This is a genomic window from Paraburkholderia sp. BCC1876 (genome assembly GCF_902833695.1).
Lineage (GTDB): Bacteria > Pseudomonadota > Gammaproteobacteria > Burkholderiales > Burkholderiaceae > Paraburkholderia.
In genome coordinates, this window is the sequence record NZ_CADFGI010000009.1 from 213,266 (window position 1) to 229,265 (window position 16,000).

Sequence of the window (16,000 nt, forward strand, 5' to 3'; positions counted from 1 at the left end):
CGGCTTCGTGAGTGGAAGACCGGCTCGCTGAGCGAGGCCTTCAACCGTACGACGAGTGCACTGCCGTCGAATCGACACGCCGGGAAAAATATTCTCAGCACGGGCGTGCCGGCTGACTGCGTCAGCCGGCCGGGTTGTCTTCGTCTGGCGGCGTGGCCGGCGTGCCGGCGGCGCCCGGCGTCGATGCGGCGCCGTCCGGTGCGCCGAGAATGCTGACCTGGAAGGTCGGCGTCGCCGCCAGCGACTGCAGCGTCGCGTCTTCCGGAATATGTTCGAGCAGCGGCAAAATCACCGAGCCGCCGATCACCGCGCGCCGACTGTCGTCGGCGGGGCGCAGGCCCCACACGTCCTGGTAGACCACCGGCACCGCGACGCCGTTGCGGGTCGTGTTGCCGATGTACAGCATCACATGGCCGCCGATGTAGATCAGCGTGCGCAACGGCACGCCGTGCTGCGCGAGATAGTCGAGCCGCTGCGCGGGCGTGGACGCCGACAGATCGACCATGCGTCCGGCGTTCATCTGTGTGGACGAATGACGCGGCAGCCACACGCCGAAGGTCGCGAAGATGCTCTGCAGTTCCGACGAACAATCGTTGTAGAGCCCGCTATTGCCCCAGCCGTACGGCCGCCCGATCAGCGTCTTCATCAGCATGGCCAGATGACGCGGCGTGGCGGCAAGCGGCGTCGCTGCGATCTGCGTGTCGGTCAGCGTGGCGGTGCGGATCAGCGCCTGACCGTCGGCATCGCGGGCAGGGACGAGGAGTTGGTGGGACGCAGCGGCGCTGGTCGGTGCGGAGGTGTCCGGCTCGTTTGCGATTGCGCTGGTTTCCGCAGCGCGGTCTGCGGCATGGGCGGCACTTGCCGCATGTGCTGCCGCGCCTGATTTCGCTGGCACCGTGTTAGCTACAGCACGCTTCGCGGTACTTGCCGATGCCGCCGCCCGAGGCAGCAGCGGCAGCAGCGTGCCCGCCGGCGCGTCGAAGCGGAACACGCCACGGTCGTCGCGCACCGGCGCCGACGCGACGATCACCGCGCCCAGCGATTTCGCCGTGGCGGCGCGCCACCTGTCGACGAAGCGATCGTCGGTCATGCCGACGCCGTCGCTGCGCACCCAGCCCTGCACGTCGGGCGTCTGCACGTAGCGCCACGCGCCGTCCACCGTACTGCCGAGCACATAAAGCGGCGTACCCGGCCGCGCCGCCGAGATCTGCAGGTTGTCGAACGGATAGCCTTCGCCGGCCAGACGATGATCGTAGAACGAGGGGTCGATGCTCGGCAGTTCGCGCACCATCAGATTGGTCGTGGCGATCGCGCGTTGTTCGGGGCGATACGCGGCGTTCTGCGTGAACTGCGCGACGTTTTCGTTTTGCGCGATCGCGTCGATCCACGCCTTGTCGTGCGGACGGAAGTTCTCGCCGTAGCCGAGCGCCGCGCCGCTCTTGCCGGTGTTGTCGAACTTGTCGAGCCTGCGCTGTTGCAACGCGGCAATGTCCGCGCCTTGCTGGCGATACACCCGCATCGCGACGAACGCCGAATTCCACGGCGACGGCGCGTCGCTGCCAGTGCCGAAGTAGCGCGCGTAGAGCGACTTGACTTGCGCCTGCTGGTCCGCGGCACTCAGAAACGGCTTGTCGTAGTCGGGGCTGTCCGGTTCGAGCCAGTGATCGACGTTCTGATCGTAGTTGGCGATCGGAAACAGCGTGACGGTGTCGAGCGGCACACGGGCGTCGTGGGACTGCGATGGATTGCTGCAGGCGCCGAGCGTAACGAGTGCGGTCAGTGAGCAGCACAGCGCGGCGGCGCGGCAGGCGTTCGACCAGTGGTTCGACCCATTGAGGGCACGGCGGGGCAGGACGGCGACAGGCATGAGCTTCGACGGGGAAAAGGGCCAAGGGCACGATGATACGGTGTCGGCGAAGCGATCGACGTGAACGATATGTCGTGTCCCCGCTGCGTTGTGAAAAACCCTACATAATGCTTTCGTGTTTTCATGGCGTTTCAGGCCGTGAAATACGGTTGCGCCAACCCGCGCTTTACGTCTGTATCGACGTCTATATGACGTCTCTGTCGACGCAAAGCGCGGGCGCGGCCGGCGAGTGTTTCGCACCATTCGCCGCCACCTTCACATCGGGCCTCGACGCTCACGTACGCGGCCCTACCACCAGGAGAACGACATGCTAACCAGCGCACGCAATCAATTCACCGGCGACGTCACCGAAGTCAAACACGGCGCCGTCAACGACGAAGTCACGCTGCGGACCCAGGACGGTCTCGAGATCGTCGCGATCATCACGCACGGCAGCGCGACCAAACTCGGTCTCGCGGCCGGCAAAAAAGCGTTCGCGCTGGTCAAGGCGTCGTCGGTGATCGTCATGGTCGACGTCGCGAAGAACCAGGTGTCGGCGCGCAACTGCATCGCCGGGACGGTGTCGGCGGTGACGAAGGGCGCGGTGAATTCGGAAGTGACGATCAGCGCCGGCGGCGCACAGATCGCGGCGATCATCACCAACGACAGCGTCGATCGTCTGGCGCTGGCGAACGGCAAAGCGGCCACGGCGATCTTCAAGGCGTCGAGCGTGATCATCGGCGTCGATCAGTAAGCGCTGCGTGTCGGCCGGTTTCGCGACTGGCCGACATTGACGAGGGCGTTGCCCACCGCACCAGTCCCGTGAACGAAACAGCCGCTTGCATTAAACTGCACAGCCTTGCTGTTCCTCTTTCCGCTTTCGTCACGGACACCGTCATGTTCGAAGTTTCTTCCGCCTCCTCTCTGCCCAAAGCCGCGCACTACGAAGAACTCGTCGCGCAGGCGCGTTCGCTGCTCGCCGGCGAAACCGACTGGATCGCCAACGCCGCGAATTTTTCCGCCTTCGTGTTCCATTCGCTGAGCGATCTGAACTGGGCCGGTTTCTACTTCCACGACGGTCAGGAACTCGTCGTCGGTCCGTTCCAGGGCAAGCCCGCGTGCGTGCGCATTCCGCTCGGCAAGGGCGTGTGCGGCACGGCCGCGCAAACCCGTCAGACGCAAGTAGTGCGCGACGTGCATGAATTCCCCGGTCACATTGCCTGCGACTCCGCGTCGAATTCGGAAGTCGTCGTGCCGTTGGTCGCGCCGGACGGCACGCTGATCGGCGTATGGGACGTGGACAGCCCGCTGGTCGCGCGCTTCGACGAAGAAGACGCGAAGGGCATGGAAGCGCTCTGCGCGGTGTTTATCGAAGCGGCGATGCCGCGCGCCGCGTAACGTTTTTCACGTAGCGCGCGGGGACACCCTATGCGCTTTCGTACATAGACTAGATGCCCTTCAGGGGATGGGTCGGCGGACCTCATCCCGCTATCGTTCTCTCCACGCGCTCAGGACTTCACATGAGCGCGACGAACCCCCACCAGGTTTTGGAGACACGCATGAGTTCCGCCACCGCTACCCCTAGCGCTTCCTCGACGGCTGCTGCTACGACCACCCAGCCGCTGACGTTTCAGCGCTCCCCCGCGTTACCCCGCAATTGCACGTTCGACGCCCACGACTGGGAGATTCTCAGCCGCTACTGGCATCCGGTCGCGTTCGCCGCGGACGTCACCGACAAACCCGTCAGCGTGACGCTGCTCGATGAGCCGCTGGTCGTGTTCCGCTCGAACGGACAACTGGTGAGCGCGCGCGACATCTGTCCGCATCGCGGCGCGCCGCTGAGTCAGGGCTGGGTCGATAACGGCAACATCGTGTGCCCGTATCACGGCCTGGCGTACGGCAGCGACGGCAAGTGCAACCACATTCCGTCGCAAACGGACGGCCCGATCCCCGACCGCCTGCGTCTGGTCACCTACGCGACGCAGGAGGCCTATGGACTCGTGTGGGTGTCGCTCGGCGGCGGCACGGAAGCGTTGCCTTCGTTTCCGTACTGGAACGATCCGGATTTCCAGCAGATTCTGCCGCCTTCGATCGACATCAACGCGTCGGCGGGACGTCAGACGGAAGGCTTTATCGACGTCGCGCACTTCGCGTGGATTCACCACGACAGTTTCGCCGACCGGCACAACCCGGTGGTGCCGCAGTACTCCGTCGAACGACGCGAACGCGGCATGAAGGCGGAGTATGTGAGCAACGTCAGCAACTTCCCGAAGTCGATGCAGCATCGCGCGCCCGACGATTATCTGTGGCACCGCATTTTCGAAGTGGACGTGCCGTTCTTCGCGCGCCTCACTGTGCAGTTTCCCGAGAACGGCCGTCTGTCGATCCTGAATGCCGCGAGCCCGGTGTCGGCGCGCAAGACGCGTCTGTTCGTGCCGATCGTGCGCAACTTCGACAAGGATCTGCCGCTCGAGGACGTCTACGCGTTCAACCGTCAGGTGTTCGAGGAAGACCGCGCGATCGTCGAGCAACAGCGTCCGGAAGACTTGCCGATCGACCGCGCGGCCGAGGCGCCGATTCTGGCGGACCGCTCGTCGGGCGCTTACCGGCGCGCGTTGGCCGAGATCGGTCTCGGCCAGGCTTATGTGCGCTAACGCGCGCGGCGATTCGGGAGAGAAGTCATGAAAGTATGGGAATGCGTGATCTGCGGATTTCGCTATGACGAAGCGCTGGGCCTGCCCGAAGCGGGCATCGCGGCGGGCACGCGCTGGGAAGACGTGCCGGACGACTGGCTGTGTCCGGACTGCGCGACCGGCAAACACGATTTCGAAATGCAGGTGGTCGCATGACGGCCGCGCAGCAGGAGAACGGCGTGGCGCCGGTGGTGATCGTCGGCACCGGCATGGCGGGTTATACGGTGGCGCGCGAACTGCGCAAGCTCGACATCGCCGTGCCGATCGTGATGATCAGCCGCGACGCGGGCAGCTTCTATTCGAAGCCGATGTTGTCGAACGCATTGGCCATGAAAAAAGAGCCGCAGGCGCTGGCGAGTTTCGACGCGCTGGCGATGGCCTCGCAACTGGGCGCGTGGATTCGCGTGCATCAGAACGTCGAGCGCATCATGCCGGCCGAGCACACGCTGCTGGTGGATAACGCGCTGGTCGGCTATCGCCAGCTCGTGCTGGCCACGGGCGCCGATCCGCGCCGTTTGCTGGTAGGCGGCGACGGCGCGGACGACGTGTTGTCGATCAACGATCTCGACGACTACGCGCGGTTCAGGCTGGCGCTCACGCGCTGCCGTTCGGTGGCGATTCTCGGCGCGGGGTTGATCGGCTGCGAGTTCGCTAACGACCTGGCCGCCGCCGGTTACGCGGTCGATCTGATCGATCCGGCGACCACGCCGTTGGCGCGTCTGTTGCCGCAGCAGGTGGGCGAGATTTTCGCGCGCGCTCTCGAAGGAGGCGGCATCCGCTTTCATCCGGGCCGTAGCGTGAGTCGTATCGATCGGCTGTCGGACGGTTACCGCCTGAGTTTCGCCGACGGCGAACGGATCGACGCCGACCTCGTGGTCTCGGCGATCGGGCTCGCGCCACGCACGGCGTTGGCCGCGGCGGCCGGGCTCGAGATCGAGCAGGGGATTCGTACCGATGCGTGGTGTCGCACGAGCGCGCCGGATATTTACGCGCTCGGTGATTGCGCGGCAATCGACGGCAAAGTGCAGCCGTACGTGCTGCCGATCATGCACGCGGCGCGGGCGTTGGCGCGCACGCTGGCCGGCGAGCCGACGCGTGTAGCGTTCCCGGTCATGCCGATCACGGTGAAGACGCCGGCGAGTCCCGCGGTGGTCGTCACGCCGGAAGGCGAGGGCGCGTGGTCGATCGAAACCGGCGGCGACACAGCGGTGCATGCGGCGCGTGCGGTGTGCACGCAGGTGGATGGCGAACGGACCTTGGGCTTCGCGTTGCTCGGCAAATCCGTCGAGGGCAAAGCGGCGCTGATCAAAGCGATGGCGCCGCCGCCGAATCCGTAACGCCTAACGCCTAACATCTAACCCGTAACCCTTAACTCTTAACGCAGCACGCGATAACAATCTTCCTTCTGACCGACCTCACTTCGTGATCGCCTGGTGTTCTACAGGGCCTGTCAACCTGAAAAGCATCCGTTGATCCCGTTCGCGCCGCAAGCTTTGCTTGCGGCGTTTTTTTATCTTGCGCTTGCGTGCGAAGGTGGCGAGAAGCCGCCAGGGAGTTTTATCAGGAAGCCAGATCTTTCGCGACGTTGGCGATCAACCTGCGCAGCCAGATCGCGGCCACGCTGCGATGCGTGCGGTCGTGCCACAGTTGATAGTAGGTCAGCGCACGCAGTTCGCCGGGCACCGGTTCAATGCGCAGCGGCAGCAGTTTCGTGTAATGCGTGGCCAGCGCGCGCGTGGTGGTGAACAGCAGATTGGAGCGCGCGAGGACGTAAGGCGCCATGCCGAAATACGGCAGCGTCGTCGTGACCGTGCGCGACAAACCGTTGCGCGCGAGTTCGATATCCACCGTGCCCCATGCGGTCGTGTTGTAGGTCGTCACCGCCAGATGCTCGGCTTCTTCATAGACCGCTTTATTGAGCCGTCCCGGTTTGATCGGATGACCATTGCGCAGCAGGCACACCAGTTCGTCCTTGCACAGCGGCTGCAGATGCAGATGCTCGGGTGGCGTGCGCCAGTTGCCGATCACCAGATCGAGAAAGCCGCTTTCCAGGCCGTGTTCGTAACCGCCGTCCACCATCATCAGATGGCGGAATTCGAGCTTGGCGTGCGGCGCTTCGCGATGGAATGCGTCGACCACGGCGGGCACGAAGAACGCGTCGAGATAATCGGGCGAGCCGATTCGAAAGGTCTGGCTGGTGTTGGCCGGATTGAACGACGTGGTGGGATGCAGGATCGCCGCGATATGGCTTAACGCCTGCGCGGCGGGTTCGATCAGGGTCAGCGCGTGCGGCGTCGGCACCATCCGGCTGCCGCTGCGTACCAGCAGCGGATCGCCCGTCATGTCGCGCAGTTTGCGCAGCGCCACGCTGACCGTGGGCTGCGATTGGCCGAGCAAGGTCGCGGTGCGCGACACGCTCGACTCGGTCAGTAGCGTGTGCAGCACCTTGAGCAGGTGCGAGTCGATGACTTCCTTGGACATGCAATGCGGGACTCGGTGACGTGCGGATCCGTGCGGATCGATGCGGCGGAACGGCGCTTTGTATCGGGGAAAGTGCGAGCAAAATATATCCACGGATATAACGGTCGTCAATCCGGCGACACCCTGTGCAACGCGATGAAACACCGATGCGTATTGACTTATGACGCACGGAATATCCTGGCCATAGCCGGTGCGGTATGAGGTGCGCGATTCGCTAATGAACGGCAACTGAACCGCAGCCGACCCGCAGCTGAACGACAGCAGCGCGACAGGCGAACGACAGCCGGCGCGGCGCGCGAATTGGGGATTACACGGAGGGAAACGATTGCCGTGAAGAATCCGCGTCCGGCGCGAGGGGAGCGCGGCGGGAAAGCCGTTATGATACGCACGGTTGGCCGGCGTACATGAGTGGAGGCGGGGAGCAATCCGGGCTAATCCGGGCGCTCATCCGGCAGCGGCTTCTGCGAAAATTCACGCGGGCATGCCGAAGCGATTTCGCGAGGCCGGACCGGTTGCGCCCCGCTTGAAGAAACGCCTGTTCGCTTTTGCCTGTTCGCTGTTACCACCTGGGAAATTCAAAGGCCGGCGCGATGCAACATCACCTCTATGCCGATGCGCACACGCGCGACGCTGCGCTCGCGTCGGCGCCGTACGGCATGTTCATCTGCACCGCGCACGGCACGTTTGAGGCCGTCAATGCCGCTTTCGAAAAGCTGACCGGTTTCGCCGCCGACGAGTTGCTCGGCGCGCGGTCGTTCGAATCCCTGTTCGACCCGGCCGAACTCGCGAAGCGCCGCGCCGAATTGCCGCCACTGGCGGCGATCGGCGCACGCTACGAAGGCGAGTGGACCTTCGTGCGGCACAATGGTACGACGATTCGCGTGGTGCTTGCGCTGGCGCCGCTGGTCACGGACTCGGCACAGACCGGCATGGTGCTGGTCGGCGAGCCGGCCCGCTACGTCGGCATTGCGATCGACATGACGCGCTACGCGCTGTCCGAAGCACGCCTCTGGTACGTCGCGCATCACGACGGCGTGACGCGCCTGCCGAACCAGACGCTTTTCACCGAACGCCTCGACATGATGATCGAGCGCTGTGCGCGCAACGGCAACGGCTTCAGCGTCGTGATCGCCGAACTCGATCATCTGCGCAAACTGCGCGACGCGCTCGGCCTGCATGCGGCCGAACTCGTGTTGCAGATTGTCGGCGAGCGATTGCGCGGGCTCTTTCCCAACGACGGCACGATCGCGTCGATTAGCGGCACGCAGTTCGCGTTGCTGATCAACGAAAGCGGCGCCGCAGCCGAAACGTTCGCCACCGAAGCGCTCGGCCGTATCGCCGAATCGATCGATTGCGGCGGCACCGCGCTGAACATCACGGCGAGCATCGGCATCGTCGCGTATCCGGCCGACGGTGCGGATGCGCCCACGCTGATGCGTCGCGCGGGCGTGGCGCTGTCGGCGGCGTCGGCGGTGCATGGCAATGCGGTGCGACGCTTTTCCACCGCGCTCGAAGGGCAGGCCGCGCGCCGTTTCGAACTGGAGCGGATGCTGCGCGAAGCGCTTGAACGGCAGCAACTGCATCTCGTGTATCAGCCGCAGGTCACGCTGTCGAACGGTCGTATCGCGCAGGTCGAGACGCTGCTGCGCTGGAATCATCCGCAGCGCGGACTGATCAGCCCGGTCGAATTCGTGCCGGTCGCGGAAGAAGCCGGATTGATCGAGCAAATCGGCGAATGGGTGATCCGCACCGCGTGCCGCGACGCCGGCAAGCTGCTGCGCCTGACCGGCAATCTGCCGCGAATCGCCGTCAACGTATCGCCGCAACAGTTCCAACGCCAGAACCTGTTCGAGACGATACGCAGCGCGCTCGAAGACGCCGCGCTCGATCCGTCGTACCTCGAAGTCGAGATCACCGAAGGCGTGCTGCTGGGCGACACCGAACAAGCCTTGCAGACGCTGCATGCGCTGCGTGAACTGGGCGTGGAAGTGGCGCTCGACGACTTCGGCACCGGCTATTCGAGTCTCGCGTATCTGACGCGTTTTCCGCTGAACCGTCTCAAGATCGATCGCTCGTTCGTGATGCGCATGAACAGCGATCCGCAGTGCGAGGCGCTGGTCGGCGCGATCATCGCGATGGCGCACGCGCTCAAATTGCGCGTGACGGCCGAAGGCGTGGAGACCGCCGAACAGGCCGCGCAACTCGAAGCGCTGGGTTGCGACGAGGCGCAAGGCTTCTGGTTCTCACGGCCGATCACGGTTGCCGCGTTGTGCAATCTGTTGAAGCCGTTGGGCGCTGTTTAAAGCGTCCCGGCTTAATTCATTCATTCGGTCGTTCCTTCATTCCTCCGCTACGCCTTGAATCGCCGCAACGCCTCCCCGCGATGCACGGCATGCTTGCCGCTTTTGTCGCTCTCCACTTCGTAATGCGGGTCGGACGCCGACGCATCGACGGTTCTGCCGTCCACGCTCGTATGGGTAGAAATGACACGCACGATCTTGCCGTGCGTGAGCCCTTGCGGCGTGTTCCAACTGACGCGGTCATGTAATTTCAGAGGTGGGTTCATGCGTGCGCTCCCGGCCGTGGACCGCTAGCCGTCGAGCAAGCCGTGTGCCGCCTCAACCGTTTTGTAAAGGGCGGGAACGTATCCTGCTTGGTTGCATCGGGTGAACCTATCGCAACGGAACGACGACCCATGAACGATCTCCTTGCCCGTCTATTGCATTTCCAGCCGTCGCTGCTCGTCACGATGACGCACGACGCCCTTCATATCGTCCTCGCCGTGCTGATCCTCGTGGTCGGCTGGTGGCTGTCCAATCGCGCCGGCAGCATGTTTGCCCGCGCGCTCGCGCGCACTCATGCGGACCCGACGCTCGCGCCGATGCTGGCCGCCATGAGCACCTGGGCCGTGCGCGTGCTGGTGTTCATCGCGGCGCTCGGCGAAGTCGGTATTGCCACAGCCAGCGTGCTGGCGGTGCTCGGCGCAGCCGGCCTCGCGATCGGCCTCGCGTTGCAAGGCACGCTGCAGAACATCGCGGCCGGCATGATGCTGCTGATGTTGCGGCCGTTTCGCGTCGGCGACGTGATCGAAGGTAGCGGCGCCGCGGCCGGCATCGTGCGCGAAGTGGGGCTGTTCACCACGCGCATCGAACGCGGCGACGGCAATGCGGTGTTCGTGCCGAATAGCCAGATCTGGAGCAATCCGGTGATCAACTACAGCAGCGGCGGCACGCAACGTATCGAGGTCAAAGTGGGTCTGGCCGAGCGCAAGGATGTCGATGCGGCGATCGGCGAATTGAAGAAACTCGTCGCCGACGAACCGCGCGTGTTGAGCGGCTCGACGCTCGCGCCGGTCATTACGGTGGCGGACTATCCCGACAGCGGCGGCGCGACGCTGCGCATCGCCGCGTGGGTACGTTCGCCGGACGCGTCGTTGACCAGCGACGACCTGCATGACCACGCGCAAAGCGCACTCGAACAGGCCGGTTGCCCGGTCGCGGCTTGACGTTCGATGTGGTGTGTTCTCGCGTGATCCACGTGCCGTTTCGCGCGCGGTGTACAGGCTCTACGCGAGCGAGTTGGCGCGACAGTCGACCCGCGATTTTCGCGCTGCCGCCATGCGAAGCACCCCGTGCAAATCGCCTATCGCGCGTGCGCGCACGCGCCCCTATAATCATTCGCTACTCAATCATGTTGAACCGGACTCGTTTGATCGACACACCAGAATCCGTCAGCCGCGTGTCGCCGGGTAAAGACGGCGCGCTCGGCGCATTACGTGCCGCCACCGCGGCGCGTCATGAACTGCTGCACGTGATCATGCCGCTGTCGGTCGAGAGCGTGGCGCTGCGCGATTATCTTGCGCATCTGGCGATACTGCGCGACTGGCTCGAACCGCTCGAAGCGTGGCTCGACAAGTTCGACGACGGGCCGCAAGCGTCCACGTTGCCGGCGCGCATTGACCGTCTTGCGTTGATCGACGCGGATCTCGCGCACACAGCGGCTCGCCGGCAAGATGAACGCACCGACGTGACGGAACCGACTAGCACGCAGCCATGGCGCGGCGCGCAAAGCGCGGCTTACCGTTGGGGTGTCTGCTACGTGATCGAAGGTTCGCAACTCGGCGGCGCGGTGTTATATGCGCGCCTGAAAGACCGCCTCGCGCCGCATCCGCTCGGTTACCTCGCTGCGGGCCGCGAGACGCTCGGCGCGCGCTGGCAGGCCTTTATTCGCGCGCTGTCGGCCGAGGTCCACTCGCCAGCCACGATCGACGAAGTGTGCCGCGGCGCGGCCGATGCGTTCGACCGTCTGATCGAACTCGCGCAATGCCCCACGTCGGCGGCCTGCGCGAACGTCGATTGAAGCGCGCCCGGAATACGCTTATGGATAGCCGTCACCAGAATCCCTCCCACCCTTCGCATCGGTTCGACGCGGCAACCGCGTTCGAGTCGTTGCCGGACGCTTATCTGATCCTCAATCATCGCTACGAGATCGTGCTGGCCAATGCGCGCTATCTCGAGTTGATGGGACAGTCGTTGAGCGACTTGCTGGGTAAATCGATTTTCGACGTCAACCAGTTCGGCCCGGTGGAACAGCGCGAAGCGCGCCGTGCCTGGTTGGGCAGCGCGCTGCGCGAGTTGTCCGCGGCCGAAGCGAAATGGTCGCCGTTGTTTCGCTATGAGATGCCCGGATCGCGTCATGGCGAGAACGGTAAAGACAGCGGCAGCGATATGCCGCATGACGTGCCGCGTTACTGGAAGATCAAGGCGAGCCTGCTGGGTGCGCATCAAGGGCAGGGCGGTCAGATCGCGCTGCGCGTCAGCGAAGTCACCGAGGGCCTGTCCGACTACGAGCGCGACCAGCGCGAACGCGCGAAGCTGCGCTCGCAGGCGCAATTGCGTCTTCTGCTCGCCGACGAAGCGAAGGCCCAGTTGCGCGAACATCAGGAGCGCTTTCATCTCGCGCTCGCGTTTTCGCAACTCGGTGCATGGGAACTCGACCCCGCGACGGGCGCGATCGAATGCACCGATCAGTGCAAGAGCAACCTCGGTTTAGGTGCGACCTCGGTGCTCACCGAACAGCGCCTGCTCGAGGAGATCGTGCATCCCGAGGACCGCGACCGCGTGCGCGACGCAATGCATCAGGGCTTGGCGAGCCACGAGCATTTCGACGTCGACTATCGGGTCGGCTGGGCGAGCGGAGCGATCCGCTGGATTCTGGTGCGCGGCGTCGGCCGCTTTTTGGCCGACAACACGCTGAGTTCGGTAATCGGCTTCACGCTCGACATCACCGCGCGCAAGGAAGTGGAACTGGAGCAGCGGGAAATCGCCGCGTCGGAGAAACGCGCTCGCGAACACAGCGAACGTCTCGCGATGGCCATGGACCATTTCGTCACCACCGTCAGCCACGAATTGCGCTCACCGCTGTCCGCGATTCTGTCGTGGACCGATCTGCTGCAGCGCGCGGCGGATCCGTCGCATGTCACGCGCGCTACCGACGTCATCCGACGCAACGCGCGCCAGCTCTCCCACATGGTCGACGATCTGCTCGACAGCGGCGCGATCGTGACGGGCAAACTGTCGGTCAATTTGCAGCCGGTGGATCTCGGCGCGCTGGCCGGCATCATCGCCGAAGACATGCGCATGCATGCCGAAACCAAGGGCCTGCAACTGATCGCGGACGACCTCACCTCCGCGATGGTGCTCGCCGACGAAAGCCGCATGAAGCAGGTGGTCTGGAATCTCGTGTCGAACGCGGTGAAGTTCTGCCCGCAGGGGAGTGTCACGCTGTCGGTGCGAGCGGAAGGCGAGCGCGTCGAACTGGCGGTGCGCGATACGGGTCTGGGTCTGGATGGAGAATCGCTGGAGCGGATTTTCGAGCGCTTCCAGCAATTCAGTCCGGAGGGCTCCGGACGTGTGGCGGGTTTAGGCTTGGGATTGTGGCTCGTGAAGAACCTCGTGGATCTGCACGGCGGCACGATTGTGGCCGAGAGTCCCGGCTTGGGGCAGGGCGCAACGTTTCGGGTCAGGTTGCCGGTGTATCGCTGAGCGGCGCGCGCAAACTGCGGCGCGCATCAACGTGTGGCGTTCAGCCGCTCAGCGGCTCAAGCACACAACCACTCAAGCACGCTCAACGAGCGTAAGGCGGCGGTTCGTTCAGCACCGCCCAGAACATGCCGAGGTCGTTGATCGCGGCCATGAAGTCGTCGAATGCGACCGGTTTCACCACGTAGGCATTCACGCCGAGATCGTAGCTGCGCAACAAGTCGCTTTCCTCACGCGACGACGTCAGCATCACCACCGGAATCCGCTTGAGATTATCGTCGCCGCGCACGGCCTTCAGCACTTCGTGACCGTCGATCTTCGGCAGTTTCTTGTCGAGCAGAATCACCGCCGGATTTTCTTCCGACCGATCCGCCCATTGCCCTTCACGGCGCAAATATTGCAGCGCTTCCGCTCCGTCACGCAATGACACGACCGGATTGGCGAGACGCGTTTTCTCCAGCGCGATCAGCGTGAGTTCGACGTCGTTCGGATTATCTTCTACTAGCAGGATCGGTCGTAGCACGCTGTTTCCTTCATTTCGGTTCATCTTTCGACTCCTTCGGCACCGGGCGGAAGCGCTTGCCCGGCGACAACGCGGTCAGCCGCGCCACCGCCGCCGCCGCGGACTCCTCGCCCTGGCTGGCGTCGGCAATGAACACCCGCGGCAGCGAGAAATACACCGCCGCGCCCTGACCGATTTCGCCGACGGCCCACGTTTTTCCGCCATGCCGTTCGACGATGCGTTTGACACCAGCAAGCCCAATGCCCGTACCGGGAAATTCTTCGACGCGATGCAGCCGTTGAAACACGCCGAAGAGTTTGTCGACGTAGCGCATGTCGAAACCGACACCGTTGTCTTTGACGAAGAAAACGTCTTGACCGGCGAGTTCCGCTTCGCCCGCATGGCGGCCGATTTCGATCACGGCGTGCTCGCGGGTGGACGTGAATTTTACCGCGTTCTCGATCAGATTTCGGAGCACCACGTGCAGTAGCACCGCGTCGGCGGTGACGTGGCCGAGGTCGCCGACACGCCAGGCGATCTCGCGCGGCGCGGCGTCTTTCGCTTCGTCGGCGATCAGCGCGTTGATCATCGGCGTCAGCTCGACCAATTGCGCACGCAGCGCCGCGCGGCCCATCTGCGAGAAGGCGAGCAGATCGTCGACCAGTTTGCCGCCGAAGCGCGCCGACGAGATGATCCGCTCGACGAAATGCCGGCCGCGTTCGGACAGGCGCTCGCTTTCCATATCGCGCAGCAGATCGGCGAAGCCGACGATGTGCCGCAGCGGTGCGCGCAGATCGTGCGACACCGTGTACGAAAACCCTTCGAGCTCCTTGTTGGCGCGCCCGAGTTCGAGCGCCAGTTGCGCGAGTTCCTCCGCGCGGCGCAGCACGATACCGAGCAGCGCGGTGCGGAATTCGAGCGCGATTTCGAGTTCGGCGGGGCGCCACGCGAGCGAATGGCCCCGCACGGTGTCGGTCCAGACGTCGAAGCTTTTGCGCGGCGATAGCGAATCGGCGAGGCCGGCCAGTTTTGCGCGCGGGTCGCCGGCCCACTGGATCGTTTGCACGACTTCCTCGCGAAACCACAGCACGTAGTTGCGAAACAGCTTCGAGATCGACACGGCGAGCAGGCCCGCGTAGTCCGGATGAGCCGGCAGAACCGGGCACGCGGTGGCGAGCGAGTCGGTCGCGAAGGTGTCGTCGACCTGCGTGTCGAGCCATTCGACGAGCCTCGCCACGGCCGCTTCCGGCGGCGTGGCGCCGACCCGCAGAATGCGGCCGTCGAAGACGATCGCCGCGCCGTCCGACGCGGTCAGCCCGAGCAGATCTTTTGGGGCGTTGACGAGCGCGTCGGCGAAGCTATCCGTGTTGGCCATCGCAGCGAGCGAGCGCGCGAGCGTGCGGCGCAGTGCGAGGCGGTATTCGGATTCCGCGTGGGCTTCCTTTGCTTCGATTTGCAGCGACAGCACCTGCGCGATGTGCTCGCACGCGCTGCGCACTTCGAACGGCGGCACCCGCGCGCTGTCGTGATGGCAGGAGATCAGCCCCCACAGTTTGCCGCGCACCACGATCGACATCGACATCGACGACAGCGTGCCCATGTTCTTCATGTACTGCACGTGGACTGGCGAGACGCTGCGCAGCGACGAGAAGGTAAGGTCGGTGGGCCGACCCGTCGACGGATGCAGCGGCGGCACGAGCGGCGCGGCCTGATAGTCGGCGTCGGCGATCAGGCGGATGCGGTTGCGCACATAAAGCGCGCGCGCTTGCGCGGGAATGTCGGAGCCGGGAAAGCGCTGGCCGAGATAGGACGCGTAGCCCGGTTCGAGATGTTCGGCGATCACGTGCCCGCTGCCGGCTTCGTCGAAGTTGTAGACCATCGTGCGGCCGAAGCCGGTGATGCGCTGCACTTCGTCGGCGGCCAACTGCGCGAGGCCGTCGACGCTGTCCACCTCTTGCAGACGGTTGATGAACGTGCGCACCAGCGGGTACATCGACGAGAACACGTCGAGCGTGCCGCGCGCCGGTTCCAGTTCGACGATCGCAATGTCCTGATGACGATGCACGATCACCGCGAACGGCATGCCGGATGTGTCGGCTTCGTGCGAAGGCTGCGTGCCGGCGCGGCGCGCGCGCGGGTCGCTCATGGAGCCGAGGTAAAGCGGAATGCCGTCTTCCTGATGCGTGCCTAGCGCCTCGACGATGCGCGCGGCCCACGCGTCGCCGACGAGTTGCGCGGCCGGTTCGCCCAACGCGCGCTCGGGCGGCATGCCGGTGATGGCGGCGATATTCGCGCTGACCTGCAGCACCGTGCCGTCGGCGGCGAGGCTGAACAGAAAGCCGTGCGGCTGGATGCCGCCGGGAATGTGGATGGGTTCTCTTGCGCAGTTGTCTTCAAGGCTCGAAGACACGGAAGATGCGAGGTCTGCCATGCGTGC

The 16,000-nt window shown here is 64.6% G+C and carries 14 protein-coding genes; 9 read left to right on the top strand and 5 right to left on the bottom strand.

Annotation, left to right across the window (positions count from 1 at the left end; all coding sequences use genetic code 11):
- Positions 1-121: 121 nt before the first annotated feature.
- Positions 122-1,867: an SH3 domain-containing C40 family peptidase gene (locus tag HWY05_RS28500; protein WP_176060438.1), complete on the bottom strand. Its 1,746-nt coding sequence runs from the start codon at positions 1,865-1,867 to the stop codon at positions 122-124.
- 307 nt (positions 1,868-2,174) lie between these two features.
- On the opposite strand from HWY05_RS28500, the gene HWY05_RS28505 reads away from it, so the two are divergent.
- The 5 genes from HWY05_RS28505 (at position 2,175) to HWY05_RS28525 (ending at position 5,876) form a co-directional block, all read left to right on the top strand.
- The gene (locus tag HWY05_RS28505) at positions 2,175-2,600 is read left to right on the top strand and encodes a TOBE domain-containing protein (RefSeq protein ID WP_035551919.1); all 426 of its coding nucleotides are present in this window, start codon (positions 2,175-2,177) and stop codon (positions 2,598-2,600) included.
- Between the two features lie 143 nt (positions 2,601-2,743).
- Positions 2,744-3,244, top strand: coding sequence for a GAF domain-containing protein (locus HWY05_RS28510; protein ID WP_035551916.1), 501 nt, complete (start codon positions 2,744-2,746; stop codon positions 3,242-3,244).
- A 161-nt stretch (positions 3,245-3,405) separates the two neighbouring features.
- On the top strand, positions 3,406-4,500 hold the full coding sequence (locus HWY05_RS28515; protein ID WP_176060439.1) for an aromatic ring-hydroxylating dioxygenase subunit alpha: 1,095 nt from the start codon (positions 3,406-3,408) through the stop codon (positions 4,498-4,500).
- A 27-nt stretch (positions 4,501-4,527) separates the two neighbouring features.
- On the top strand, positions 4,528-4,695 hold the full coding sequence (locus HWY05_RS28520; RefSeq protein WP_035551914.1) for a rubredoxin: 168 nt from the start codon (positions 4,528-4,530) through the stop codon (positions 4,693-4,695).
- Positions 4,692-5,876 carry an FAD-dependent oxidoreductase gene (locus HWY05_RS28525; RefSeq protein ID WP_176060440.1) on the top strand — a complete coding sequence of 395 codons (1,185 nt, stop codon included), beginning with the start codon at positions 4,692-4,694 and terminating at the stop codon, positions 5,874-5,876. Before HWY05_RS28520 ends, HWY05_RS28525 begins: the two co-directional genes overlap by 4 nt.
- Positions 5,877-6,099: 223 nt before the next feature.
- Here HWY05_RS28525 and HWY05_RS28530 read toward each other — a convergent pair whose 3' ends face one another.
- Positions 6,100-7,020 carry a LysR family transcriptional regulator gene (locus HWY05_RS28530; RefSeq protein WP_035551911.1) on the bottom strand — a complete coding sequence of 307 codons (921 nt, stop codon included), beginning with the start codon at positions 7,018-7,020 and terminating at the stop codon, positions 6,100-6,102.
- 590 nt (positions 7,021-7,610) lie between these two features.
- On the opposite strand from HWY05_RS28530, the gene HWY05_RS28535 reads away from it, so the two are divergent.
- Entirely contained in the window at positions 7,611-9,323 is a 1,713-nt protein-coding gene (locus tag HWY05_RS28535; protein WP_035551907.1) for a GGDEF domain-containing phosphodiesterase, read from the top strand.
- A 47-nt stretch (positions 9,324-9,370) separates the two neighbouring features.
- Here the strand turns inward: HWY05_RS28535 and HWY05_RS28540 are convergent, their stop codons facing one another.
- Positions 9,371-9,586, bottom strand: a complete 216-nt coding sequence (locus HWY05_RS28540) for a DUF2945 domain-containing protein (RefSeq protein ID WP_176060441.1) — start codon at positions 9,584-9,586, stop codon at positions 9,371-9,373.
- A 129-nt stretch (positions 9,587-9,715) separates the two neighbouring features.
- Here HWY05_RS28540 and HWY05_RS28545 point away from each other — a divergent pair, with 129 nt between their 5' ends.
- The 3 genes from HWY05_RS28545 (at position 9,716) to HWY05_RS28555 (ending at position 13,064) form a co-directional block, all read left to right on the top strand.
- Positions 9,716-10,525 carry a mechanosensitive ion channel family protein gene (locus tag HWY05_RS28545; protein ID WP_176060442.1) on the top strand — a complete coding sequence of 270 codons (810 nt, stop codon included), beginning with the start codon at positions 9,716-9,718 and terminating at the stop codon, positions 10,523-10,525.
- Between the two features lie 185 nt (positions 10,526-10,710).
- Entirely contained in the window at positions 10,711-11,379 is a 669-nt protein-coding gene (locus HWY05_RS28550; RefSeq protein ID WP_176060443.1) for a biliverdin-producing heme oxygenase, read from the top strand.
- A gap of 20 nt (positions 11,380-11,399) precedes the next feature.
- Positions 11,400-13,064 (top strand): ATP-binding protein, encoded by a 1,665-nt coding sequence (locus tag HWY05_RS28555; RefSeq protein ID WP_176060444.1) that lies wholly within the window; start codon positions 11,400-11,402, stop codon positions 13,062-13,064.
- Positions 13,065-13,146: 82 nt separating this feature from the next.
- Here HWY05_RS28555 and HWY05_RS28560 read toward each other — a convergent pair whose 3' ends face one another.
- Together HWY05_RS28560 and HWY05_RS28565 are read right to left on the bottom strand one after the other, a co-directional pair.
- Positions 13,147-13,584, bottom strand: coding sequence for a response regulator (locus tag HWY05_RS28560; protein WP_035562057.1), 438 nt, complete (start codon positions 13,582-13,584; stop codon positions 13,147-13,149).
- Between the two features lie 10 nt (positions 13,585-13,594).
- On the bottom strand, positions 13,595-15,994 hold the full coding sequence (locus HWY05_RS28565) for an ATP-binding protein (RefSeq protein WP_176060445.1): 2,400 nt from the start codon (positions 15,992-15,994) through the stop codon (positions 13,595-13,597).
- Positions 15,995-16,000: the final 6 nt, after the last annotated feature.

Coding starts and splice junctions, on each gene's coding strand:
- HWY05_RS28510 (WP_035551916.1), top strand. CDS start 2,744: ATGTTCGAAGTTTCTTCCGCCTCCTCTCTGCCCAAAGCCGCGCACTAC.
- HWY05_RS28530 (WP_035551911.1), bottom strand. CDS start 7,020: ATGTCCAAGGAAGTCATCGACTCGCACCTGCTCAAGGTGCTGCACACG.
- HWY05_RS28520 (WP_035551914.1), top strand. CDS start 4,528: ATGAAAGTATGGGAATGCGTGATCTGCGGATTTCGCTATGACGAAGCG.
- HWY05_RS28500 (WP_176060438.1), bottom strand. CDS start 1,867: ATGCCTGTCGCCGTCCTGCCCCGCCGTGCCCTCAATGGGTCGAACCAC.
- HWY05_RS28535 (WP_035551907.1), top strand. CDS start 7,611: ATGCAACATCACCTCTATGCCGATGCGCACACGCGCGACGCTGCGCTC.
- HWY05_RS28540 (WP_176060441.1), bottom strand. CDS start 9,586: ATGAACCCACCTCTGAAATTACATGACCGCGTCAGTTGGAACACGCCG.
- HWY05_RS28550 (WP_176060443.1), top strand. CDS start 10,711: ATGTTGAACCGGACTCGTTTGATCGACACACCAGAATCCGTCAGCCGC.
- HWY05_RS28515 (WP_176060439.1), top strand. CDS start 3,406: ATGAGTTCCGCCACCGCTACCCCTAGCGCTTCCTCGACGGCTGCTGCT.
- HWY05_RS28545 (WP_176060442.1), top strand. CDS start 9,716: ATGAACGATCTCCTTGCCCGTCTATTGCATTTCCAGCCGTCGCTGCTC.
- HWY05_RS28505 (WP_035551919.1), top strand. CDS start 2,175: ATGCTAACCAGCGCACGCAATCAATTCACCGGCGACGTCACCGAAGTC.
- HWY05_RS28565 (WP_176060445.1), bottom strand. CDS start 15,994: ATGGCAGACCTCGCATCTTCCGTGTCTTCGAGCCTTGAAGACAACTGC.
- HWY05_RS28555 (WP_176060444.1), top strand. CDS start 11,400: ATGGATAGCCGTCACCAGAATCCCTCCCACCCTTCGCATCGGTTCGAC.
- HWY05_RS28525 (WP_176060440.1), top strand. CDS start 4,692: ATGACGGCCGCGCAGCAGGAGAACGGCGTGGCGCCGGTGGTGATCGTC.